This is a genomic window from Streptomyces sp. NPDC093109 (assembly GCF_040701725.1).
Taxonomy (GTDB): domain Bacteria; phylum Actinomycetota; class Actinomycetes; order Streptomycetales; family Streptomycetaceae; genus Streptomyces.
This window is the reverse complement of the sequence record NZ_JBFBEZ010000017.1, coordinates 1-22,983: the sequence shown is the minus strand read 5'-3', so window position 1 is coordinate 22,983 and position 22,983 is coordinate 1. Positions and strand designations below refer to the sequence as shown.

Here is a 22,983-nt window from a genome sequence, read left to right as displayed (position 1 = left end):
TTCACCAGTTCGAGGGTTTGCCGGTTGTTTCTGGCATGTCCTGGGGTGATCCGTGGCAGGTGGGGGGATTGGTGGTGCGTCGTACACACGTCCTACAGGTCGCCGGAAATTACCGCGCCGCCGCCCGTACGCTGGACGACATGACCACAACGGGGGCACACCAGGACGGTGCGGGCACGGCCGCCCGTGGCTATGGGTGGTGGGGGCGGCGGCGGAGTGTCGTGCTGGATGTGGGGCTGGCGCTGGTGTCGGCCCTGGAGTGCGGGCTGGAGGGGACCTCGTTCGCGCAGAACGCGGGGCTGCCCGTGCCGCTGGGGGTGGTTTTCGGGCTGCTGGTCGGTTCTGTGCTGGTGGTACGGCGGCGGTGGCCGTTCGCCGTCGTGCTCGTGTCGATCGCCGTCACGCCCGCCGAGATGGGCTACCTGATGGGGCTGGTCGGCCTCTACTCGCTGGCCGCCTCCGAGGCGCCGCGCCGGCTCATCGGGTCGCTGGCCGGGATGTCGGTGGTCGGGACGCTGATCGTCACCTCTGTACGGATGCGGCAGAACGTGACGGACACGGGGATCGACACGCACCGCTGGTACGTCCCCCTCGTCGCCGTCCTGATGTCCGTCGGCCTGACCGCCCCGCCCGTGCTGCTGGGGCTCTACGTCGGCGCCAGGCGGCGGCTCATGGAGAGCCTGCGGGAGCGGGCCGACAGCCTGGAGCAGGAGCTGTCGCTGCTCGCCGACCGCGCCGAGCAGCGCGCGGAGTGGGCGCGTACGGAGGAGCGCACCCGGATCGCCCGTGAGATGCACGACGTCGTGGCGCACCGGGTGAGCCTGATGGTCGTGCACGCGGCGGCCCTCCAGGCGGTGGCGCTGAAGGACCCGGCGAAGGCCGTCAAGAACGCCGCCCTGGTCGGTGACCTGGGCCGGCAGGCGCTGACGGAGCTGCGCGAGATGCTGGGGGTGCTGCGCTCGGGCGAGCAGGTCGCGGCGCGGCAGGCCGCCGGGCGGCCTGGGGGCGCGCCCGGGACCGTGCCGGCGCCCGCTGCCGTACCGCTCGCCGCCGTCGGACTGGCGGCAGCGAACGCCGCTGCCGCCGCTGCCGCCGAGGACGGGCCTGGCATGGCGGATATCGAGGCCCTGGTGGGCGAGTCCCGGGACACGGGGATGGTCGTGGAGCTGACGGTGCAGGGCGAGTCGCGCCCGTACGCGCCGGAGGTGGAGCAGACCGCCTACCGGGTCGTGCAGGAGGCGCTGACGAACGTCCTGAAGCACGCCACCGGCTCGAAGGTGATGGTCCGGCTCGCGCACCGGGAGTCGGAGGTCGCGATGCAGGTGGAGAACGGGCCCTCGGACGACATGCAGGGCGCGGGGCCCCGGCTGCCCAGTGGCGGGAACGGTCTGGTGGGGATGCGGGAGCGGGTGACGGCCCTGGGCGGGGCGTTCGTCTCGGGGGAGACCGACTCGGGGGGGTTCCGGGTGTCGGCGGTGCTGCCGGATCGGTCCGATCGGTCGGATCGGTCGGATCCGTCGTCCTCGGCGGAGCTGCCGGGCTCGAGGGTCGCGCCGGGCTCGCCCGTGTCGCCGGACCGTGGCGCTGTTTGACGGTCCGGCCTCGTTCCGGGCCCCGCCGGCTCAGCCCTGCGTCAGCCTCGTCGGCTCCAGCCCCGTGATCAGCGTCCCCAGCGCCTTGTCGACGTCGGGCCCCAGGTACCAGTCCCCGGTGTGGTCGATGCTGAACACCCGGCCCGCGCTGTCGATCGCCAGCACCGCCTGACCGTCGCCCTCCTCGCCCAGCGGGCTCAGCTCCGTCTCCAGCGACCGGCCGAGGTCCGCGAGCGTACGGGCCAGATGGACGCCCGCCGTCGGGTCGATCCGCAGGGAGGCCGGGGCTATCTGGCGGCCGGGACCCGGCGCGGTGACGCGCAGGCCGCCGAATTCGGCCCAGGCCTCGACGGCCGCCGGGAAGACGCTCAGCCGGTGGCCGGCGGGGGTGGTGTGCGCGCGCAGGACGTCGGCCCACTCCTCGGCCCGCTGTATGTTCCAGCGCCCCGGCCGCCAGCCCGCGTCGCGCAGGGCCGCGTCCACGGGGACGGGGAAACGGGTGGTGCTGAGGTCAGGCATGGTCGGTTCAGCCGTTCTCGGTCAGGTCGACGGGCCGTACGCCGAAGTGGACGAGCAGCGCCGAACAGGAGCGGCAGGGTGGGGCGTAACTGCCGTGCAGGGGGTCGCCGTCCTCGCGGATACGGCGGGCGGTCAGTTTGGCTTGCTTGAGCGAGCGTCTCGCCTCGCCGTGGGTCAGGGGTTTTCGTCTGGCCCGTTTGGAACGGGTGTCCTCGGCGGCGGTGAGATGGCGGGAGAGCAGTATGGCCTCCGGACAGCGCCCGGTGAATCGTTCCCGCTGTCCGCTGGTCAGGGTGTCGAGGAAGTCCTGTACGAGCGGGTGCAGCGCGGGCGGCTGGTCGCCCTTGCCTGCCGTGCAGGTCGTCGTCTCGCCGCGGACGGAGAGCGCGGCGGCGATGGCGGGCAGGATGCCGTCCCTGCGGCGGCGGAGCTGGGGCGGGCGGTTCGGCTCGGTGCTGCTCCAGCTGAGGCGTGGGTCGCCGCCGGAGCGCGGGTCGCCGGGGTGCGCGTCGCCCGAGCGCGGGTCGGTGGACCGGGAGTCGTCCGGCCGCGGGTCCACGGACCGCGTGTCCGCTTGGTGCGCGTCGGCGGGCTGCTCGTCGCCGGAGCGCGGCTCGCCAGGGCGCGGCTCACCGGAGCGCGGGGTGGCCGGGGACCGGCCGTCGGACGTGCCGGACATGCCGGTTGTACCGGCCGTACCGGGCCCGCCGGTTGCCGCGCGGTACGTGTACGTATACGTGTGCGTCTGCATGCAGTGCTGTCCCTCCCCGCGCCCGGCGGCCGGTGGCCGCTGGTGTCACGCCCCCCATGTTGCTGGGACAGCCTGCCAAATGTGACGCACTGTGGGGAAGCTGGGGCGTGGTTCGGGCCGGATTCCGGGCTGTTCTCGGCGTGGCGTCCGCTTCCGGTCACGTGCGTGTGACCGTTGGTCACCAGGTGGACGCGGGCGGAGACGGGTGGACCGGGGCGAAGTGCCCGATCTCACTCGGCGCGTGATGGCGCACGGCGACGATCGGACAAGATCAGGCCGGATCTTGTCGGTCGCCAGGCGAAAGTGGCTGATTGTCACCGTAGAAAAACGTCCGGACGGCGGTCGGTCGGCGTAAGGCCGGTGGCCTGTCCCCCCTTGCCCCACCGCATAGGCTGTGCCGAACCAGGGCTGTGGTGAACCAGCCGTAAGCAGCAGGGGGCAACCGCCATGACGACAGGTCGGCTCGGGCAGCAAGCCGCGCCACCGAACGCGGCCTACGCCGGGCAGGTCGTGCACTTCCCGGACCCGGTCCGGGCCTCCCGGCACCCGAGAGGTGTCCGGGTGGACGGAGACGGCTTCCCGGACTTCGTGCCGTACGCCCGCGCCGCGGTGGAGATAGCCGAGCCCCCGGTGGGCTTCGGTATCGACGAGCTGCGGCTCACGGACTACGTATCGGCCAACGCGGCCATGCACGCCGCCGGTCACGAGCTGTGGGGCACGGTCCCCGCCGTGGCCACCCCGCACGGCTGGACGTGGCACCATCTGCCGGCCTCGCGCCGGATGGTGCTGGTGCCGGCCGAGGTGAAGGCGCTGCTGAGACACCACGGCGGGCTGGCGACGGCGCCGGTGGACCACGCCAAGCGCGGCACGCGCCCGCTCCAGGAGACCAGGCCGGTGCACTTCGGACTGCCCAAGGGGACGGGTCCGGTCGGCGAGCAGCAGGTGCTGGGCGCGGAGGAGGATCTCGGCTACCGGCTGCCGGGCGCCTACCGCTCGTTCCTCAAGGCGGCGGGCGGCTGTGCCCCGGCGGGCGCGGCGCTCGATCCGGAGCTGGGGCTGCTGGTGGACCAGCCGTTCTTCACGGTGCGCGACGAGGCCGCGGTCAACGACCTGGTGTACGTGAACAAGTGTCTGCGGGACCATCTGACCAAGGACTATCTGGCGGTCGGCTTCGTCCAGGGCGGCATTCTCGCGGTGAAGGTCAGGGGTGAGCGGATCGGTTCTGTCTGGTTCTGCGCGTACGACGACGCCCGTGACCAGGACGGTCTGAGCGTGCACGAGCGGGTGGAGCGGCTGCTGCTGCCCTGCGGTGACGACTTCGACGCGTTTCTGCTGCGGCTGGCGGGCAGCCCGCCGGAGCTGGAGACCGTGGCGAACCTGATGGTGGACGGCGGCTTCGCGCGCGCTGTCCCAGTGGAGGGATGAGCGCGGTGGTGACCTTCGCGCAGGCGCAGGAGCGCGCGGAAGACTGGGTGAACGGCGATCTGCCGGGCTATCAGCACCGCGAGGTGCGGGTACGGGAGTTCGAGCTGGGCTTCGTGGTGTGGGCGGAGGACCGCGAGGGCGGCCCCACCTCGGACGGCGGCAGGCAGCGGCTGGTCATCGCCAGGGACAGCGGCGAGGCGACGCTCTGGCCGGCGCTGCCGGTGGGTGAGGTGATCCGGCGGTACGAGGAGGAGTACGGGGTGCCCGAGGAGGCGCCCGCGACGCCGGAGCCGCCGGCCCGGATGGACCTGAACCAGACGTCGTTCCTGCTGACGCCGCCGGAGTGGTTGCAGGACGCGGCGGACAAGCTGGGGATTCCGGACCGGCGGAAGCCGGAGGAGCCGGCGGCGGCGGCTGCTGCCGCGTCCGATGAACCGGCGCCGTCCGCGGCGGCGGCAGCAGCAGCTGCGGAGGCTTCGGGCTCGGGCTCGGGCTCGGGCTCGGGCTCCGGTTCCGGTTCCGGGTCTGCCGGTGGTGGCAACGCCTCGCAGGGCAGTTCCGCCTGGCCCGGGGCGTACGAGCCCACCGCCAACGACGGTGTGCCCGCCGCGACTCCGAACGCGCCGGCCGGGGCGACGCCCTGGTCGGGGATCGACACGAGCGGCTCGGGCAGTGTGGCGGGAGGCTCCGTACCGCTGCCCGCCACGGTCTTCGCGCCGCCGCTCTCGGGGGCGGACGACGAGAACGTACCGCCGCCCGCGGTGGCCGCGGAGGCGCCGACCGCGCTGATGTCCGGGGGAAGCCAGCTGCCGCGTACGACGGTGAACCCGGCGCTGGGCAGGCCCGGTTCGGCGGGCGACGGCGCGGGTGCGGCGGTCGCGCCACCGGGTGCGGGCGCCGGGGACATCGCCGACGCCACGACCAGCAAGGCCGCCGCGCCGCCGCGCGGTGCGCGTGGTGGCGGTTCGGCTCCGCCTCCGCCGCCGAGCGCCCCCGGTGTCCCGGGCGGCGCCGCGGCTCAGAGGCCGTCCGCAGCCGCGCCCGCGCCCGCACCCACGTCCGGCCCGGCGCCCGGCGCTCCGGCGGCCGGTTATGTGCCGACGCAGTTGGCCCCCGGTATCGGTTCTCAGGCGCCTGCGCAGCCCGGCCCGCCGGCGCCGCCCGGTGGTGGCGTGCACCACGCCGCGACGATGTTCGCCGACCCCGGCCGACCGGGTCCGGGCGCTCCCGGTGCCCCACAGCCGCCGCGTCCCCCGGGTGCTCCCGGTGCTCCCGGTGCTCCCGGCGCGCCGCAGCCTCCCGGTCCGCCCGGCGCTCCCGGTACGCCGCCCGGTGGTGTGCACCATGCCGCGACGATGTTCGCCGACCCGGCCCAGGCCGGCGGCCCCCGGCCTCCCGGTCCGCCGGGTGCTCCGGGTGCCCCGGGCGCGCCCGGTACGCCGCCGGGCGCTCGCGGCCCCGGCTCCGTACCTCCGCCCGGTCCCGTACCTCCGCCCGGTCCCGTACCCCCGCCGGGTCCCGGTCCCGTACCCCCGCCGGGTCCCGGGTCCGTACCCCCGCCCGCGTACGGCTATCCGCCGCAGCCGGGCGGTCTGCCGACCGTCGGCCCCGGCTACCAGGCCGTCCTGCGGTACCGCGCGCCCGACGGTTCCGAGGCGCAGCTCATCCGCCGCTCCGCGCCCGGCACTCCGCATCCCGAGTGGCAGATCCTGCATGAGCTGCGCGCGCTGAACGTGCCGCCGCAGCAGGTGCTTGAGCTGCACACCGAGCTGGAGTCGTGCGAGCTGCCCGGCGGTTACTGCGCGCGGATGATCCGGGAGACCTGGCCGCAGGTCCGGATCACGAGCGTCGCGCCGTACGGTCAGGATCACGCGGGACGGCAGCAGGGTATGCGTCATCTGCTCACCCACCAGGGCGAGTTGCACCAGGTCGCGGACGGTCCCGCGCGTCCGGCGCCGGTGCGTGCGCCGCTGCCGCAGGTTCCGCCCGCGCCGCCGGTTCCGCCCGAGGGGATCGCGCAGGAGCTGATGGGCGCGTTCGGCCCGCAGGGCATCTGCCGGTTCGACCAGCGCGCGGTGTCCCGTCAGGGTGTGCCGGAGATCGTGGCGCGCACGCTGGTGTGGGCGGGGCTGCCCGCCGATTTCGGGCCGTTCTTCTGGGCGCAGCAGCCGCAGCCCGTGGTGCCGACGCTGGCCGAACTTGCGGCGCAGCGGCAGGTGCGGGCCGCGTCGGACGCCGGCTCGTATCTGGTCGTGGGCAGCGACTTCGGCCGTGCGCTCTGTGTCCAGTACGGTACGGCCCACATCATGGCCGTACCGGTGGAGGCGGGTCCTGGCGGGCAGCCGGTGGCGCCGCAGTTCGTGAACACGGGGCTGCCGGAGTTCACGCGGTCGATGGCGCTGCTGGGGCGGATGTGGCGGCTGCGGTACGGGCTGACGCCGGAGCAGGCGGGCCGCTGGACGGTGGACTTCCAGGCGCAGCTCGCCGCGCTGGATCCGGCGGCGCTGTCGTCGCCGGAGAACTGGTGGTCGGTGCTGCTGGAGCAGATGTGGGACGGACTGCTGTGACCGTTCGTTGATGTCGCGGTGGAGTGCCGGAGAGTGGTGGCCGCGGCAGCGGTGACCGGAGAGCAGTGCCGTAGGGATGACCGGGGCGCCCCCGCTGATTGGCGGGCGGGCGCCCTGGTCGTATCCGGCGGTGGCCGGCTCTGGGTGTGTTGAAGGGTTGTGTGTCGCGTTGTGTGTCCGAGAGGGGCTGGAAGATGGGTGCTGCACCGTTGTCGACTCATGGCTTCGCGTCCGTGTGGGGTCGCGGTTACCGGCCGGAGCAGGTTGATCAGCGGATCGCGGCGCTGATCAAGGACTGCGAGGAAGCCTGGGAACGGGTGGAGCAGATGACCGCTCGGGCGGAGCGGATGGAGACGGAGTCGGTCCGGCTGGCCGAGCGGGTCGCCGCGCTGGAGCAGCCGACGTACGACAACCTGGGCAGCCGGGCCCAGCAGATCCTGGCGCTGACGAAGTCCGAGGACGAGACCGTACGGCGCGAGGTGCGCGAGGAGTGCCAGGCGGTTCTGGACGCGGCCCAGGAGTCGGCCAGGCGGCTGCGGGACGCGGCCAGGGAGCGGTCGGAGAAGATACGGGCCGAGGCGGAGGCGCATGCCGTCGAGGTCACGGAGCGCGCGCTGGACGCGGCCGAGGATCTCAGGGGCGAGGCGCGTACCGAGACGGACGCGCAGCGCGCGGAGGCGCTCGACGCGCTGACGGAGGTGCGCCGGCGCACGCAGCGGGTGATCGACGACCTGGAGAAGAAGCACGGCGAGATGCTGGCCGCCGACGACCGGGAGTTCGACCGGCGGGGGGCCGCGCTGGCGGCGGAGAACGACGCGCTGGTCGCGTCCGCGGAGGCGCGGCTCGTGGAGATCCGCCGGATGCTCTCCGAGGCGGGGGAGCAGGCGAGGCACCGTCAGGAGGACGCGCAGGACACGGCGGCGGAGCTGATGGCGCAGGCGCGGGTGCGGGCGGAGCGGGTCATGCGGGAGACGGAGCGGCTGGTGCGGGAGCACGAGGAGACGCGCGAGGAGATGCGCGCGCACATGGCGCACGTACGGAACAGTCTGGCGGCGCTGACGGGCCGGGCACCGACGGCGGACTGAGCGGGCGGATCAGGCACGTGGCGGGCCCCTGGGAGCTGGTTCCCCAGGGGCCCTGTTCTCTGTGCTCAGGGTTCCGGGGTGGAGCCCCTTAGGGGTAACTCCTTACTTCGGCCCGGGGGCCGGTCGTACCGCTGGAGGAGGAGGAAGGCACCGGTCTGTCCTTATCGTCTTCTTACGGGGAAGGGCGGGGCATCGGCGGCGCCCGGGGGGCGGGGGCTCCCCGGGGCCCAGGGGTGGGGAGAACCCCCGGCGGAAGACTGCGCCGGGCACCAGTGTGCCGCACCCCCTGTGACCAGCAGACTCGGAGCGCGCGCCGGACGAACGGACGGTGCGTCCGGCGATATAGGAGACATACCGTGACAACGGCTGTGACCATTCCCAGGCACGGGGGTACTGGAGGGCGTACGGCCGTCGCGGCACGGGCACGCCAAGTGCTGAAGGCGTACGGCGCGGGGGAGACCCGGGTCGTCGCGCTCGACCATGTCGATGTGGACATCGCCCGGGGGGAGTTCACCGCGATCATGGGGCCGTCCGGCTCCGGCAAGTCGACGCTGATGCACTGCCTCGCGGGTCTGGACACGGTCACCTCGGGGGAGATCTTCCTCGACGAGACCGAGATAACGACGCTCAAGGACAAGCACCTGACGCGGCTGCGCCGGGACCGTATCGGCTTCATCTTCCAGGCGTTCAACCTGCTGCCGACGCTCAACGCCCTGGAGAACATCACGCTCCCCATGGACATCGCGGGCCGCAGGCCGGACGCCGCGTGGCTCCAGCAGGTGGTGGACACGGTGGGGCTCGCCGACCGGCTGAAGCACCGGCCGACGGAGCTCTCCGGCGGTCAGCAGCAGCGTGTCGCGGTGGCGCGGGCCCTGGCGGCGCGGCCGGAGATCATCTTCGGTGACGAGCCGACCGGGAACCTCGACTCGCGCTCCGGCGCCGAGGTGCTCGGCTTCCTGCGCAGGTCGGTCGACGACCTCGGCCAGACCATCGTGATGGTCACGCACGACCCGGTGGCGGCGTCGTACGCGGACCGGGTGCTGTATCTCGCGGACGGCAGGATCGTGGACGAGATGCTCCGGCCGACGGCCGACGCCGTGCTCGACCGGATGAAGGACTTCGACGCGCGGGGGCGGACCTCGTGACCGTGTTCAGGACCTCGCTGCGCAACTTCCTCGCGCACAAGGGGCGGATGGCGCTCTCCGCCGTCGCGGTCCTGCTGTCGGTGGCCTTCGTGAGCGGGACGCTGGTCTTCACCGACACGATGAACGCGACGTTCGACAAGCTCTTCGCGGCGACGTCGGCGGATGTGACGGTCGCTCCGAAGGCGGACGACGACGACGGCGGCAACGGTCCGGGCGACGGCAACGGCCTGCCCGACACCCTGCCCGCCGCCACCCTCCGTACGGTCGAGAAGGCGGCCGGCGTGGAGTCGGTCGAGGGCGCCGTCGGCAGCCAGAGCGTGACCGTCGTCGACTCCGCCGACAAGAACCTGGGCGGCACCAACGGCGCCCCCACCATCGCGGGCAACTGGACGCGCAACGACCTCCGTTCGATGAAGATCACCTCCGGTCACGAGCCGGCCGGGCCGGACGAGGTCATGATCGACGCGGACACCGCCGGCAAGCACCACCTCAAGCTCGGTGACGAGCTGCGGACCATCACGCCGACGGGCGATGTGACGGCGGAGATATCCGGGATCGCCACCTTCATGGTCACCAACCCGGGCGCGACGATCGTCTTCTTCGACACGGAGACCGCCCAGCGCGCGCTGCTGGGCACCACAGGACGGTTCACCCGGATCGACGTCACGGCCGAGCCGGGAGTCGGTCAGACCGAGCTGAAGCGGGATGTCGCGGCGGCGCTGGGATCGGACCTCGGCTCGTACAAAGTACTGACACAGAAGGAAGCCGCGGAGGAGAACCGCTCGGAGGTCGGGTCGTTCCTGGACGTGATGAAGTACGCGATGCTCGGCTTCGCCGGGATCGCCTTCCTCGTGGGCATCTTCCTCATCGTCAACACCTTCTCGATGCTGGTGGCGCAGCGGACCCGGGAGATCGGCCTGATGCGGGCGCTGGGCTCCAGCCGCGAGCAGGTCAACCGCTCGGTGCTGCTGGAGGCGGTGCTCCTCGGGGTCGTCGGCTCGGTGGCGGGGGTCGCGGCCGGGGTGGGGATCGCGGTCGGGCTGATGAAGCTGATGACGGCCATCGGCATGGAGCTGTCGCTGGACGATCTGACGGTGAAGTGGACGACGCCGGTGCTGGGTGTGGTCCTGGGCGTCGTCGTCACGGTCGTCGCCGCGTACGTACCCGCCCGGCGCGCCGGGCGGATCTCCCCGATGGCGGCCCTGCGCGACGCGGGCACGCCGGCGGACGGGCACGCGGGCCGGATCCGGGGCATCACCGGCCTCGTCCTGACGGTGCTGGGCGCGGCGGCCCTGCTGGTCGCGGCCGGCGCGGACAAGGCGGGCGAGGGCTCGGCGTATCTGGGGCTGGGGGTCGTCCTCACGCTGCTCGGGTTCGTGGTGGTGGGCCCGCTGCTGGCGGGCGGTCTGGTACGGGTGCTGAGCACGGTCGTGCTGCGGATGTTCGGCCCGGTCGGCCGCATGGCCGAGCGCAACGCGCTGCGCAACCCGCGCCGTACGGGAGCCACCGGCGCGGCCCTGATGATCGGGCTGGCCCTGGTCGCCTGCCTGTCGGTGGTCGGCTCCTCGATGCTGGCCTCGGCCACGCAGGAGCTGGACCGGTCGGTCGGCGCGGACTTCATCGTCCAGTCGGACAGCGGCGGCACGATCGTCCCGCAGGCCAAGGCCGCCCTGGAGAAGTCCCCGGACCTCGACCATGTCACCGAGTACAAGTGGCTCCAGGCCAGGCTGACGTCCCCCGACGGCAGGACGGAGAGCGCCGACCTCGCCGCCGCCGACCCCACCTACGCCCAGGATCTGCGCCGCGAGACCGTCGCGGGCGACCTCTCCGCCGCGTACGGCAAGGACGCCATGTCGGTCGGCGACACCTACGCCGGGAGCCACGGCGTCAAGGTCGGCGACGAACTGACCGTCGCGTTCAAGGGCGGCGCGACGGCGAAGTTGAAGGTCGCGGCGATCACCTCGGACGATGTCGCGATCGACAGGGGCACGATGTACATCAACGTCACGACCGCGGCACGGTATCTGCCCGCCGACAAGCTGCCCGACAACATGATCATGTTCGCCGCGGCCGTCGACGGCAAGGAGAAGCAGGCATACGCGGCCCTCAAGGACGCGCTCGCCCCGTACCCCCAGTACCAGGTACGCAACCAGGCCGACTACAAGCAGGAACTGCGCGACCAGGTCGGCCAGCTCCTCAACATCGTCTACGGCCTGCTGGCGCTGGCGATCATCGTCGCGGTGCTGGGCGTCGTGAACACCCTGGCCCTCTCGGTCGTCGAACGCACCCGCGAGATCGGCCTGCTCCGCGCCATCGGCCTCTCCCGCCGCCAACTGCGCCGCATGATCCGCCTGGAGTCCGTCGTGATCGCCCTCTTCGGCGCCCTGCTGGGCCTCGGCCTGGGCATGGGCTGGGGCACGGCGGCCCAGCGGCTGCTGGCCCTGGAGGGCATGGGCGTCCTTGACATCCCCTGGCCCACCATCCTGACGGTGTTCGTCGCCTCCGCCTTCGTCGGCCTCTTCGCGGCGCTGGTACCGGCGTTCCGGGCGGGGCGGATGAATGTCCTGAACGCGATCGCCTCGGAGTAGGACGATAGGATCAAACCTTCCGGCCTCGGTGGATGTCCTCCAACATCCATCGGGGCCGGACTTGTGCGGGTGGTGGGCCGGGCCGTGTGCGTCCACTCACCCACCCCGACGCACGGGACCCTGCTCTCTCGGGACGATCTCCATCGCTGAAATGAGGCTGCCCATGGAACCGATGTCTGGGTCAGGAACTCGGAGGGGTGCCGCTCCCCTCCCGCCGTTTTTGCCCTTAAAAGGGCGGCGTGTCAAGAGGTCCCCTGTTCGAGTTCCAGAAATTATTCCAGGAGTCGTTTTCTTTTTCCGTCGATCCCGTCGGACCCTTTAGCGACGTAACGTCTTCACCCCAGGCCGCAAGCCCTGAAATCGCCGTATCTCGATAACTTTTCTTGGAGCTGACAGCCAATACGCTCCGCACTTTGGGGGCTATCGCTCCGATACGGGATGCGAGTTCCGGGGCGTCCAGGAGATGGACAGCGGCAAGCAGTGCAGCCTCTGTCGTACTTTTATCCGAATCGGAAATGTAGGGAAAAACGCCCTGGAAAAGAATAGGGCGAATCGCTCGCATTTTACCGAAGAGTGAATTGTGATCCATTGCTGCAGGGCTGAACCATTCTTCCAGCTGTTGCTCCCTCGAAACGCTTACGGCATAAGCCGCTTCTGCTAGCCACTCCAGCAACTTGGTTCGATGTGGAGCGGTCAAGGACTCCCTGCCCCTGGGCTCCCCGAGGACGGCAGCAACGTACAGTGCAGCCGCAGGTGTTGCGGAGTAGAGAGACCCTTGATGAAGGAGATCGTTCCAGAGGTGGTCAAGGGCAATAGTCACTACACCGGCATTCCCGGACGCAAGTCCGGCCAGTTTGACCGGCGTTCCTGGAGTCGCTGGCCCACCGCCGTGCTCTAGGTGAGACCAATCGGTCCCCTTGAGAAGTGTACGTGAGTCGGGCAGTTCATTAACCATCTACGAATCATGTCACATGCAACATGAGCAACGACAGAAGGGTCTCCAGGAGGATTTGACCTTGATGGCGATGATCTACTTGGAGGCCCGTCCTCTGCAGGCAGGAAATCAATCATTCTCGGTAGGTGTCAATCTCCGATGAAAATTCCACCCGTAAAGAATCTTCTGTCATGCTGGAATCTCACCGCGAGTTCTGCGCCTGTCGGGAGCATCGCGCGAATCGTTCTGGCGCAGGTGCCGCAGACTCCAATCGATGAAGCAGTTCCGAGGCTCGACGGGGACTTCCAGCAAGTCCTTGCCACATTCCGAAGATGAGGGAACTGATGGACGAGGAAATTGAACGATTGGCGTGCTTGGCCGTCGAGTACCGCGGGATTGGGTGCAGCGTCGCAGAGATCACCGATCTCCTAATCGATAAGCATCCGAACTTGAGGTCGGCGCCGTTCCGGCTGGCCCAAGTTCTTCGATCGGCCTTCGGTCTTTCGGTTCATGACCTGCAATACGTCACGGCATGGGTGCAAGGTGAGATTTCACTGGAAACACTGGAGGAGAGCCTTCAGGCGACTCGGTAAGTCGGCCTCAGCTCATAACATGCTGTAGATATTTCGAGAGGCCCCACCGAATAGCTATTCGGTGGGGCCTCTCGGGCGTTTGACGGCAACGTCAGCGGACGACGGCCGTGGCGGGCGGCGGGTCGTCTGGGGCGTCGGTCGATGTGCTGGCGGGGGCCACACCGGTACTCGTCCACAACTGTAACTTTGATTGTGACGCGGCGGCAGCCAGACTCCCGGCTTATCAAGAGGGGGCCCGACCTCTGGCCATGCTGTCGCAGGTGATGGTGCTTCGTACGATCTGGTGAGCGGAAATACAAGAGAAGATGCTGGCTTGATTGGCTGGGTCAATGACACTCTTCGCCAGCGAGGTATGTTGCCGGGAAGGGCAAACTCCTGGCGTGCCAGCGATGTTGAACAGAAATTCGCTGCCATCATGGCGCGAGATGGTATTGCGGACGCGAATTTGGTAATCAACTTCCCGACTGGGCCGTGTACGGTCAGATTGGGATGCGATCAGGTGTTGAATACTCTACTGGGCGGCGATCGATCGCTCACAGTGCACTGGCAGGACGAGGGTGGCTCCTGGCGGAATCAGAGATACGGGAGGCGTTGACAATGAAGGCTCGCGCTGAAGTGCGATACCGACTGGAATACGGTGAGCAGCCGGAATTGCTTCGTACGGCTGAGGAGGTCGATGTGCTGATCGATTCTCTCCTGGAAGGTTCGGTTCACGAGAATCTTGCTCAGGTCCATTCTTTGGAGCGAGAGCTCATGCCTTCCGGATATCCTGATCATGAACTGCTGGTTGGGGTCAACGGAGACCTCCAAATGGGACTTCTTGCGTATCTGGATTCCGATGGGAATGTTGTGACGTTGGGGTCGTCCGATAGTCATTCTAAATCTGTTTATTACATCCAAGGGTATGTGGCTGAGTTTCCGGCCAATTCGGAGATTTCTGTGGACCTTGTGCGTCGCGCCACTAAGGAATTCCTATCCTCGGGAGGGCGGCGCCCAACCTGTGTTAAATGGCAGGACGCTCAGCTTTGAGGTGATTCGTTTAGTGAAAATTGCAAGACCGCCTTGCGGAAGGATGCGAGGTGCTGGAGTTGGGCTTAATCGGTCGGGCTGGCCGATAGGTTTGGATCCGTCTGTTCTTCGGGATACCGTGAAATTCTTCTTGAAGTGATGGTTAATTCAAACCAGATACCCGCGCCCGAGCCCGTAGGCTCACCCGACGACGTTCAACGGGGCGTCCAGCCATACGCGTTGGCCGGTGCGGGTGACGCTCAGGCCGGCGCGGGCGCGGGTTGGGCGGCCGTGGGAGTCCCAGGTGCGGTAGGCGCGTTCCGCTTCGTCCCACAGTTGGCGCGGGCCGTACTGCCCGATGGCGTACGTGCGGTCCGCGTCGTCGCCCGGTGGTACGTACTCCGCCGCCGCCCATGACTTCCCGTCGTCCGCGAGCAGCCACCACGTCGCCTCGCCGCTCCCGTCGTCCGCATCCACGAGCAGGTGCCACGCGTCGGGGACGCCCAGGCCGACGAAGAACTGCGCGTCGGCGTCACCGGCGATGGCCAGGGGCGACAGGGCCGTACGGGACGGTGTGTCCTCGTCCGTGTGGTGCAGGAAGTCCGACAGATAGCCGCGGTGGGGGCGCCCGGTGCGTGTGCGCATGAAGGCCGGGTAGCCGCTGAACCGCCCGTGCGCCTCGCCGTCGGCCACGTCCAGCACGGCGAAGCTGTGCGAGAAGAACGACCCGCCCCACGGCGCGACGATCCGCCCGGCCGGCGCCTGCTCCACCCACGCGTACGGGATCTCCGGGACCGTGTACGTCGCGATCACCCGCTCGTACGGAGCCCCGCCCGGCCACCCCTTCTCGCCCGCGCCGCACACGACACGCGGGGCGAACCCGGCCGCCCGCAGGTTTGCCGCCGCCCGCTCCACCAGCACCGGATCGATGTCCACCGTGGTGACGTGACCCGACCCGAGCCGGTGCGCGAGCAACCCCGCGTTGTACCCGGTGCCCGCGCCCAACTCCAGCACCCGGTGGCCCTCCGCCACATCCAGCAGACCGAGCATCTCCAGCATGACGCTCGGCATCGAACTGGACGAGGTCGGCAACCGATAAGCCCCGTCCGGCAGTTCACGGCCGTCGTTGATCTGCGTCGTCAACGGCACATCGTCGTACACGACCGCCAGCCAACGCCCCGGGCTCACACTCCGCGAGACCACCTCACCCCCGGCCTCCACGACATCCGGCAGGAACAACTCCCGTGGTACGGCGGCGATCGAGTCAGCCCACCCCGCCGGGACGGCCCCGCTGTCCGCCAGGATCTCCGCGAGGCGTCGCGGTGTGCCCACAGGCGCTCTCACTTGTCCTTGTCCTTCTTGGGCGGGTTACTGACCGGCTTGTTCCACCGGCCGTCCCCTTCACGCGGCGACTGCTTCCGGTCGCCCTCGGTCCCGCCCTTGCCGTCTCCGTGCCTGCCGCTCAACGCGTAACTCCTTGCCGCCTGTCCGCCCGGTCTCCTGCCGGTTCACGCTTGGTTACTCAACGCATTCTTCCGTGTGAGCAGCGCAATAGGCAGGGCGCGCGCGGATCGGTCGGCGGGCTCATCCGCGCCGCTGCGCGCCCTGTCCTCAACGGGATCAGCCTGGCGGCCACCCTCGGCGTCATGACCTGGATCTTCCAGGACGGCCACCTCTCCTCCCTGCTCGGCTTCACATCGCAGCCGATGGAGATGGCGATGACGGTCCTGATGTTCTGCATCGCCTTCGGTCTGTCCATGGACTACGAGGTCTTCGTGACCAGCCGCATCAAGGAACTCCACGACCTGGGCGCGGACAACGAGACCGCCGTCACCGACGGCCTCGGCCACACCGGACGCATCGTCAGCGCGGCGGCCTTCCTGCTCGCGGTGAGCTTCTTCGCCTTCGGCGTCGCCAAGATCAGCTTCATGCAGATGTTCGGCCTCGGCAGCGGGCTCGCCATCCTCATCGACGCCATCGCGGTACGCGGCGTACTCGTCCCGGCCGCGATGCGCCTGCTCGGCCGCTCGGCCTGGTACGCCCCCGGCTTCCTGCGCACGTTCCACGACCGCTTCGGCCTGAGCGAGGCCGGCCCGGAACACCCGGTGACGGCCGATGCGTTGCCCGCGAAGGACGGGGCGCGGGTCTGACGCGACTCGGAGAGACAGCTACCTGCTGTGTGCCCGCCTCCACTACCGGAGGCGGGCACAGTCGCGCGGCGTCGTCAGCTACCGGTGGCGACGGTGGCGCGGGCGATTAGGGTGCCGATGTGGCCGTCGGTCGGGGCGTCGAGGATCCGGGCGTCGGCCTCGGCGAAGCCGGCGTTCAGGAGCAGCCGTTCCCAGCTCTCGGGGGTGTGGCTGTAGCGGTACGTGTAGCGCGCCGGGCCCGCGAAGCCGCCCTTGTACATGCCCTGGGGGCCGTAGGCGCCGGGGATGGCGGGCGGGTGGGAGAAGGCCAGGACGCCGCCAGGGTTGAGGCGTTGGGCGATCAGCGGGAGAAGCTTCTCCGGGTCGGTGAACCAGACGGCCCCGAAGATGGAGTAGACGGCGTCGTACGTCTCCGGGACGGCGCGCAGATGCTCCAGCACCTCCGCGCACACGAACCGGACGCCGTCCGGGCCCCATCGCTCGGTGGTGTGTTCCACCATGACCGGTGACATGTCGACCCCGGTCGCCGTGACGCCCTGCCGGGCGAGGTGGGCCAGCGCCCGGCCCGTACCGCAGCCGATCTCCAGCGCGGTCCTGGGAGATCCGAGGAGTTCGGCGCCCGGCCCGTGGCCCGCGTACTGCGTCCAGCGGAAGACCGGTTCGGACGCGAACACCTTGTCCTTGGTGCTCAGGGCAAAGGCGTCCCACAGCTCGCGCTCATGGTCGATGTTGTGTGGTGCGGGCAACGTGATCCTTCGGGCGGGGTCGGTGAGGCCGGCGCTCACGGGTCAGTGGCTGTCGGGAACCTTGTTGTCGCACGGGGAGCAGTCGGACGCGTCTACCGACCACAGCTCCTCATCCACCTCGACGCCGGCGCGTTGAGAATGACCCGCGGGTCACGGGTCCTCAAGCGGACTGCTGTGCTCATGCGTACCTCCGTGAGGTTGAGCCGTGGTCGTGGCTCGAAGGTAGGAACTCGCGCGCGGTCCGAGCAATGAGATTGCACAAGGTTGCAAAGGAATCGGCCTTGAGTGTCAGTCGAGCGTGCCGAGGGCCTCACGGATCAGAGCCCGCGCGGCGCTGCCGTGGACCGCCATCTCCGACAACTTGCGGAAGGCGCGCTGATACAGGATGACCTCGCCGGGGCGCTTGATGTTCATGTCGGCCGACAGCGTTTCGACTTGCACCTGAACGTCGTCATAGATGACAAAGCCTTCGAGCGTCCACATCTCGCGGACCGCGCTCCGGGGAATGATCCCGAGGGACACGTTGGGCAGCGTCATGACGGACAGCAGATAGCCGAGTTGCCTGGACATGACGTCGGCGTCGCCGAAGCGGAAGTACAGAACGTCCTCCTCGATCAGCAGCGCGAAGCGGCGTCTCGTGTCGTAGATGATCTCCGACCGTGCGACGCGCGCGATCGCGGCTTCCTCGGCGTCATTCGCGACGCTCTCGAACGCGGCGATGGAGCTGAGGAGGGCGGTGGCGTAGCCCGCGGTCTGGACAAGGCCCGGGATGACGTTCGAGCAGTACACGCGCATGTGCTCGGTACGCAGGTACAGAGGTACGACGGAGTCCTGTGCCCTCTTTAGGCCACGGCTGTGGACCCGCTTCCACTCGCGGTACATCGAGTCGGCATCACGCGAGGACGCGATGAGGTTGGGAATCTGCTCCTCGGCGCCGCACGCTCGGCACCAGGCGCGTATGTCCTTGTCCGACGGCCGGGTGCGCGCGTTCTCGATCCGAGATCTCTTCGACGCGTGCCAGCCGCACCGCTTGGCCAGCTCAAGTCCGGTGAGCCCCGCGTCCCTCCTGATCGTTCCCAGCTGAGCGGCTACGGCCCTGCGGACCTCTTCTACGCTGTCGAGTGCTTCGGGGTGGTGCGAGTGAGACATGAGTCGGCTTGTCCGGTTCGGTGATCGTGCTCAGATCATGTAGTGGTTGTGGGGTGACGCAGTCCGAGACCGGCTCGGAGACGATACGGACCCGGCGGACCTCAACACCACGTCGCACGGCGTCTTTTACGAGCGCCACCCACGGCCCCCAGTACGCGGAGGCCGGGTCCACGTCCCGCTTGCCGGTCCGCTGCCAGTGCCGGAAGTCGTAGGAAGTCCAACTCTTCGGCACGCTCCCGTACCCAGACGGTCGGCGAGTTGGAAGTACCCGTCTCCGGGTCGATCCCTACGAACCGCAGTTGCATGGTGTCCTCCCCGTACAGACTCGATTGCGTTTCATTGCACAGCAATTCGGTGCCGCCGTCCAGACCCCGGCAAGGTGGAGCGCGGGGCTCGGCCTGGTGCTCGACGATGATCTCTCCTAGGTTGGCCCGCGTGACGATCGAGGTGCCCTACCAGCCGCTGCCGATCCACCAGTCGGACGTTCGCTACGTCCACGGCCCCGACTCCGCCGCACAGCCCGGCGTGCCCTCCGGTGAGACGATCGAGTTCGACTGGAACGACAGCGCGGTCTACCCCGGCACGTCCCGGAAGTTCTGGGTCCATGTGCCGGCGGGTTACAGCCCTGCCGAGCCGGCGTCGCTCATCGTGTTCCAGGACGGATGGTGGTACCTGGATCCCGCAGGCGAGGTCCGCGGCGCGATTGTCCTGGACAACCTCATGCACCGGGGGGACATCCCGGTCACCATCGGGGTGTTCGTCGACCCCGGCGTCTTCCCCGGCGCCGAGGACCCGAAGAACCGCAACGCCGAGTACGACGCCTTCGACGATCGATACGCCGGCTTCCTCCTCGACGAGATCATCCCCGAGGTCAGCAAGCATTACTCGATTACCGCGGACCCCGGTCAGTGGGGCATCTGCGGCGGCAGCAGCGGTGGCAACTGCGCCTTCACCGCGGCCTGGCTGCGCCCCGACAAGTTCCGCCGGGTCGCCGCGTTCCTGTCCAGCTTCACGCAGATGCCCGGCGGCAACCCCTACCCCGGACTCATTCGCGACACCCCCGGCAAGCCACTGCGCGTTCTCCTCCAGGCCGGCCACCGCGACCTGCACTGGAACGAGCCCGAGAGGAACTGGCTCGCCAACAACCTGCGCGTCGCCGCCGCGCTCGCGGAAGCCGGCTACGACTTCCGCCTCGTCCTGGGCGACGGCGGTCACAGCCCCAACCACGGCGGCGTCCTGCTCCCCGATGCCCTCCGCTGGCTGTGGCGATCAGACGAGGGCTGAGCACGCACTGTTCTTGGAATCTTGGAACCAGCGGCCGGAGGACTACGAACCGGGCTCCCGCGCCGGCAGTCCGCGTAGGAGTACGTCGAGGAAGAGGTCGAAACGGGGCGCGGCCGGGCCGAGGTCGTGGCCCACCTGCCGGGCGCCCAGCCACTGCACGATGCCCAGCCCGAAGATGTACCAGCTCTGCTCGGCGAGGTCGTCGGAGGCGCCGGCGAACCTGAACGCCGAGACGACGCGGTCGTGCAGCCGGCCGAACGCCTGCGCGTTGTGGTGGTGCGGCATCGCCACGTGCGCCGCGTACCCGGGCACGGCGAGGAACTGGTCGTGCATCCGCCAGGCGAGGTCCGACAGCCACTGCCGCCAGGTGTCGGCGGTCGGCTCGGCCGTCGGGAGGATGCGTTCGACGAGGACCTCGCCGACGAGGTCGAGGAGTTCGTCGCGGTTCTTGACCCAGCGGTAGAGCGCCGAGTGCGAGACGCCGAGCCGCTCCGCGATGTCGCGCATGGTCACGGTCCGCATGTCGCAGCCGAGCGCGGCCTCGATGATCTGCTCACGGCTCAGCCGCGCGGGGCGGCCCGGCTTGGATGTTCTCGCCTTCACGGACGCCAGTCTACGAATTCGGCGGGTCCATTTAGTGACCACCGGTCTCTAATAGGTTAGGGTTCCCTTACTTTCTGCCGAGGGGGAGTGAGGATGAGTGAGGATGAGCCGATCACTGACACCGCGCTCACGCGATGGCCACTGGTCACCGACCACGGACACGGACGACCCGGCTGCCGCCCTCGCGTGGGCCCGTCAGCAGCCGGCCGCGGCGGTGCCTGGCGTCGAGGAGGGGCGCTGATGCGGGTTCTGACCGCGCTGACGGCCGCCGTAATGTCCGTCGTACGTAAGCTCCGAGGCGGTACGAGGCGACCTGCCGGCGGCGGGTCGCCGGTCCTGCTGCTGGCCGCCTTCGGCGTGGCGATCGCGCAGACGATCGTGCTCGCCGCGCTGGCGGTGTTCGCCCGCGAACTCGACGTGTCCGCGACGGGTGCGACCTGGCTCCTGACCGCGTTCATGCTCGCCTCCGCGGTGGCGACGCCGGTGGCGGGGCGGATCGGCGACCTGTTCGGCCATCGTCGTGTCATCGTCACCGGTCTCGCGCTGCTGCTGGCCGGGTCGTTGGTGGCCGCGGTGAGCACCGAGTTCGGCTCCTACACCGGAGTCGTGGCGGGCCGTGTGATTCAAGGGTTCTCCGGCGGCGTCTTCCCCTGCGCCTTCGGGCTGGCCCGCCAGAACCTTCCCGCCGAGCGGCTGGGCGGTGTCGTCGCGGCACTCAGCTCGATGTTCGGCGTCGGCGGGGCGTTTGGCATGGTCGTCGCCGGTCCGCTCGTTGGCGTCAGCGGTCCCGCGGCGCTCTTCTGGCTGGTCGCCGCGCTGGCCCTGCTGGCCCTGGCCGGGATGGTCCGTGTGCCGTCGCCGTCCGCCTCCGCTGCTCCCGCGGGCCGGGTCGACTTCGCGGGGGCGGCCTTGCTCGCGGGCGCGCTGGTCGCCCTCCTGCTCGCCATCAGCCAGGGCCGCGCGTGGGGTTGGTCCTCGCCGGGGATCATCGCGTTGTTCGTCACCGCGGTCGCGTTCGCCGCCGTATTCGCTCTCGTCGAGCGGCGCGTCGCGGCACCGCTGGTCGACCTGCGCCTCCTGACCGGGCCGCGGCTGCTCGCCACGAACGTCGCCACCCTGGTCGTGGGCATGGGGATGTTCGCCGCGGTCACGCTCCTGCCGTTGTTCGTCCAGACGCCCACCGCCCTCGGGTACGGATTCGGCTACTCTCCCGCCCGGACCGGGGTCCTGATGGCCCCGATCGCCGTCTGCACGCTCCTCGCGGCGCCACTCGCGGCGCGGATCTCGGACGCCCTGGGGGCCAGGGCCGCCTTCCGGGCGGGAGCGGTCCTCGCGGCGATCGCGCTGGGCGGCCTTGGCCTGCTCCACGGGCACATCGCACAGGTGCTCCTGTGGAGCGCTCTCCTGGGTCTGGCCTACGGCCTTGCCTTCTCCTCGCTCGGCGGCCTCGTCGTCGGCGCTGTGAGCCAGGAGCAGACCGGCGCGGCCACGGGCGTCAACACCATCCTGCGCACCGTCGGCGGAGCTCTCGGCGCCGTGCTCGCCACCGTGATCGTGACATCCGCGGCGACCGCGCCCGGACAGCCGCCGGCCGAATCGGGCTACACGACCGCGTTCATCGTCGCCGGAGCGATCGCCCTTTGCGCAGCCGCCGTGACCGCGTCCCGTGGCGCCGTCACCGCACAGCCTGGATACGAGTCCGTCAACGCGGAACCCGGCGAAGGGCGTTGGCCCAGCGGTGGGAACGACGTCGGCTGATCGACGGACTCTGGCCGTCACTGCTCCGGGTTGGGCCGTGGCGTACGGGGTGGGCCCCGCGCGTACGGGGCTTTATCACGGGGGAACGCCGTGATTGTTCCGGTGCGGGCGCGTTGGTGCGAGGTTCACTCCTTCGAGGGGTTGTTGCGCAGCGCGTCGGGTTGGACACTCAGAGTAACGGGCGGGCCTTCTGGCCGGATCGGCCGGTTGGCGCACGGGCCCGTCCCGAGAAGAGAGGAGAGCGCTGTGTCCATCATCACCGCACCGGAAACAGACGTGGAAATCGCCGAGCTGACCAAGGGCGTCGCCACTGGTGGCAACGTCGTCGACATCTGGCGTGGCTGGGTCAACTGGGGCGCGTTCAGCGGCTGGGTCAACTACCCCATCACCTGGAACGTGATCAACGCGAACTCCACGGTCCTCGTCGCGGCCAGTGAGATCGACGGCAACAACGTACGGTTCCTGGGGGCCGCGCCCATCACGGTGGCGAACATCGTTCCCGCCGCCGGGATCGTGACCGTCAGGATCAACGTCGCCTGGAGCAGTGGCCTCCGGATCCGCACGGACCTGGTGGTCTTCAACTGACCCCGCCTGCACGGGAGTTCCTCACCAGAACATCGAGTGCGACAGCGAGAACGGTGGTGGCTGTTGCGGATGAGCCCGACTCCGAGTGCGACCGACGCCCCTTGAGGGGTGTCCTGCTAACGGTCTGTCGACTTGTCCGCGGCGGCCCCGGGGCCGCGAGGCCGCGCCGGGGTGGGTGTTCGTGCGGGAGCCGCGTGCCGCCGCGCACGTCCCGGCAACCCCGCCATCCGCCACCTGCTACCCGCCATCCGTCACCTGCCACCTACCTCCCGCCACCTACCTCCCGCCACCCGCCACCTACCTCCCGTGCCGTTGCTGTCTGCGGGTCAGTACCGAGAGGTGGATCGGGGTGTACGGGGGCGAGAAGCTGGGCGCTGGGCGTGGGGCCGCCCCTCCTCTTGTCAGTGTCGCGCCTCCAGGGGAGGTGTAAAGGGCGCTCCTACGTCGCGTCGGCTGCGCCGACTCCGCTGCGCTACGCCCTTGACACCTCCCCTTCCGGCG

The 22,983-nt window shown here is 69.7% G+C and carries 20 protein-coding genes and 3 pseudogenes; 14 read left to right on the top strand and 9 right to left on the bottom strand.

Features of this window, described 5'->3' with window-relative positions; translation table 11 throughout:
* Positions 1 to 140: 140 nt before the first annotated feature.
* The gene (locus AB0389_RS18090) at positions 141 to 1,592 is read left to right on the top strand and encodes a histidine kinase (RefSeq protein ID WP_366396397.1); all 1,452 of its coding nucleotides are present in this window, start codon (positions 141 to 143) and stop codon (positions 1,590 to 1,592) included.
* 30 nt (positions 1,593 to 1,622) lie between these two features.
* Here AB0389_RS18090 and AB0389_RS18085 read toward each other — a convergent pair whose 3' ends face one another.
* Together AB0389_RS18085 and AB0389_RS18080 are read right to left on the bottom strand one after the other, a co-directional pair.
* Positions 1,623 to 2,111, bottom strand: a complete 489-nt coding sequence (locus tag AB0389_RS18085) for an SUKH-3 domain-containing protein (protein WP_366396396.1) — start codon at positions 2,109 to 2,111, stop codon at positions 1,623 to 1,625.
* A gap of 7 nt (positions 2,112 to 2,118) precedes the next feature.
* Positions 2,119 to 2,670 (bottom strand): YwqJ-related putative deaminase, encoded by a 552-nt coding sequence (locus AB0389_RS18080; RefSeq protein ID WP_366396511.1) that lies wholly within the window; start codon positions 2,668 to 2,670, stop codon positions 2,119 to 2,121.
* Between the two features lie 639 nt (positions 2,671 to 3,309).
* On the opposite strand from AB0389_RS18080, the gene AB0389_RS18075 reads away from it, so the two are divergent.
* The 5 genes from AB0389_RS18075 (at position 3,310) to AB0389_RS18055 (ending at position 11,672) form a co-directional block, all read left to right on the top strand.
* A complete protein-coding gene (locus AB0389_RS18075) occupies positions 3,310 to 4,287 on the top strand; it encodes an SMI1/KNR4 family protein (protein ID WP_366396395.1) in 978 nt (325 codons plus the stop codon).
* On the top strand, positions 4,284 to 6,854 hold the full coding sequence (locus tag AB0389_RS18070) for an SUKH-4 family immunity protein (protein ID WP_366396394.1): 2,571 nt from the start codon (positions 4,284 to 4,286) through the stop codon (positions 6,852 to 6,854). The genes AB0389_RS18075 and AB0389_RS18070 overlap by 4 nt, the downstream gene beginning before the upstream one ends.
* A 194-nt stretch (positions 6,855 to 7,048) precedes the next feature.
* On the top strand, positions 7,049 to 7,939 hold the full coding sequence (locus tag AB0389_RS18065) for a cellulose-binding protein (RefSeq protein ID WP_366396393.1): 891 nt from the start codon (positions 7,049 to 7,051) through the stop codon (positions 7,937 to 7,939).
* 356 nt (positions 7,940 to 8,295) lie between these two features.
* Complete coding sequence (locus AB0389_RS18060; RefSeq protein ID WP_366396392.1) at positions 8,296 to 9,084, top strand: ABC transporter ATP-binding protein; 789 nt, start codon at positions 8,296 to 8,298, stop codon at positions 9,082 to 9,084.
* Positions 9,081 to 11,672 (top strand): FtsX-like permease family protein, encoded by a 2,592-nt coding sequence (locus AB0389_RS18055; RefSeq protein ID WP_366396391.1) that lies wholly within the window; start codon positions 9,081 to 9,083, stop codon positions 11,670 to 11,672. The genes AB0389_RS18060 and AB0389_RS18055 overlap by 4 nt, the downstream gene beginning before the upstream one ends.
* 226 nt (positions 11,673 to 11,898) lie before the next feature.
* Here AB0389_RS18055 and AB0389_RS18050 read toward each other — a convergent pair whose 3' ends face one another.
* Positions 11,899 to 12,369: a hypothetical protein gene (locus AB0389_RS18050; protein WP_366396390.1), complete on the bottom strand. Its 471-nt coding sequence runs from the start codon at positions 12,367 to 12,369 to the stop codon at positions 11,899 to 11,901.
* Positions 12,370 to 12,938: 569 nt separating this feature from the next.
* Here AB0389_RS18050 and AB0389_RS18045 point away from each other — a divergent pair.
* From AB0389_RS18045 to AB0389_RS18035, 3 genes and pseudogenes are all read left to right on the top strand, one after another.
* Positions 12,939 to 13,199: a hypothetical protein gene (locus AB0389_RS18045; RefSeq protein WP_366396389.1), complete on the top strand. Its 261-nt coding sequence runs from the start codon at positions 12,939 to 12,941 to the stop codon at positions 13,197 to 13,199.
* A 238-nt stretch (positions 13,200 to 13,437) separates the two neighbouring features.
* Positions 13,438 to 13,794 (top strand): annotated as a pseudogene (locus AB0389_RS18040) (DddA-like double-stranded DNA deaminase toxin); the annotation flags it as partial.
* A 2-nt stretch (positions 13,795 to 13,796) separates the two neighbouring features.
* Entirely contained in the window at positions 13,797 to 14,228 is a 432-nt protein-coding gene (locus AB0389_RS18035; protein ID WP_366396388.1) for an Imm1 family immunity protein, read from the top strand.
* A gap of 180 nt (positions 14,229 to 14,408) precedes the next feature.
* On the opposite strand, the gene AB0389_RS18030 is transcribed toward AB0389_RS18035, so the two are convergent.
* Together AB0389_RS18030 and AB0389_RS18025 are read right to left on the bottom strand one after the other, a co-directional pair.
* Complete coding sequence (locus AB0389_RS18030) at positions 14,409 to 15,551, bottom strand: methyltransferase domain-containing protein (RefSeq protein WP_366396387.1); 1,143 nt, start codon at positions 15,549 to 15,551, stop codon at positions 14,409 to 14,411.
* The gene (locus AB0389_RS18025) at positions 15,548 to 15,673 is read right to left on the bottom strand and encodes a hypothetical protein (RefSeq protein WP_366396386.1); all 126 of its coding nucleotides are present in this window, start codon (positions 15,671 to 15,673) and stop codon (positions 15,548 to 15,550) included. Before AB0389_RS18025 ends, AB0389_RS18030 begins: the two co-directional genes overlap by 4 nt.
* 141 nt (positions 15,674 to 15,814) lie before the next feature.
* On the opposite strand from AB0389_RS18025, the pseudogene AB0389_RS18020 reads away from it, so the two are divergent.
* Positions 15,815 to 16,357: pseudogene (locus AB0389_RS18020) on the top strand (MMPL family transporter); the annotation flags it as partial.
* 74 nt (positions 16,358 to 16,431) lie between these two features.
* On the opposite strand, the gene AB0389_RS18015 reads toward AB0389_RS18020, so the two are convergent.
* From AB0389_RS18015 to AB0389_RS18005, 3 genes and pseudogenes are all read right to left on the bottom strand, one after another.
* Positions 16,432 to 17,103, bottom strand: coding sequence for a class I SAM-dependent methyltransferase (locus tag AB0389_RS18015; RefSeq protein WP_366396385.1), 672 nt, complete (start codon positions 17,101 to 17,103; stop codon positions 16,432 to 16,434).
* A 288-nt stretch (positions 17,104 to 17,391) separates the two neighbouring features.
* Positions 17,392 to 18,252 (bottom strand): helix-turn-helix transcriptional regulator, encoded by an 861-nt coding sequence (locus AB0389_RS18010; RefSeq protein ID WP_366396384.1) that lies wholly within the window; start codon positions 18,250 to 18,252, stop codon positions 17,392 to 17,394.
* Between the two features lie 55 nt (positions 18,253 to 18,307).
* Positions 18,308 to 18,466: pseudogene (locus AB0389_RS18005) on the bottom strand (DUF6879 family protein); the annotation flags it as partial.
* 221 nt (positions 18,467 to 18,687) lie between these two features.
* Between AB0389_RS18005 and AB0389_RS18000 the strand changes: the two are divergent.
* Positions 18,688 to 19,536 carry an alpha/beta hydrolase-fold protein gene (locus tag AB0389_RS18000; RefSeq protein WP_366396383.1) on the top strand — a complete coding sequence of 283 codons (849 nt, stop codon included), beginning with the start codon at positions 18,688 to 18,690 and terminating at the stop codon, positions 19,534 to 19,536.
* Positions 19,537 to 19,578: 42 nt separating this feature from the next.
* On the opposite strand, the gene AB0389_RS17995 is transcribed toward AB0389_RS18000, so the two are convergent.
* Positions 19,579 to 20,139 (bottom strand): TetR family transcriptional regulator, encoded by a 561-nt coding sequence (locus AB0389_RS17995; RefSeq protein WP_366396382.1) that lies wholly within the window; start codon positions 20,137 to 20,139, stop codon positions 19,579 to 19,581.
* Positions 20,140 to 20,242: 103 nt separating this feature from the next.
* Between AB0389_RS17995 and AB0389_RS17990 the strand changes: the two genes are divergently transcribed.
* The 3 genes from AB0389_RS17990 to AB0389_RS17980 all read left to right on the top strand — a co-directional run bounded on the left by AB0389_RS17990 (position 20,243) and on the right by AB0389_RS17980 (position 22,482).
* Positions 20,243 to 20,380 carry a hypothetical protein gene (locus AB0389_RS17990; RefSeq protein ID WP_366396381.1) on the top strand — a complete coding sequence of 46 codons (138 nt, stop codon included), beginning with the start codon at positions 20,243 to 20,245 and terminating at the stop codon, positions 20,378 to 20,380.
* Positions 20,380 to 21,897: an MFS transporter gene (locus tag AB0389_RS17985; RefSeq protein WP_366396380.1), complete on the top strand. Its 1,518-nt coding sequence runs from the start codon at positions 20,380 to 20,382 to the stop codon at positions 21,895 to 21,897. The genes AB0389_RS17990 and AB0389_RS17985 overlap by 1 nt, the downstream gene beginning before the upstream one ends.
* 246 nt (positions 21,898 to 22,143) lie before the next feature.
* Positions 22,144 to 22,482: a hypothetical protein gene (locus AB0389_RS17980; protein ID WP_366396379.1), complete on the top strand. Its 339-nt coding sequence runs from the start codon at positions 22,144 to 22,146 to the stop codon at positions 22,480 to 22,482.
* Positions 22,483 to 22,983 lie beyond the last annotated feature (501 nt).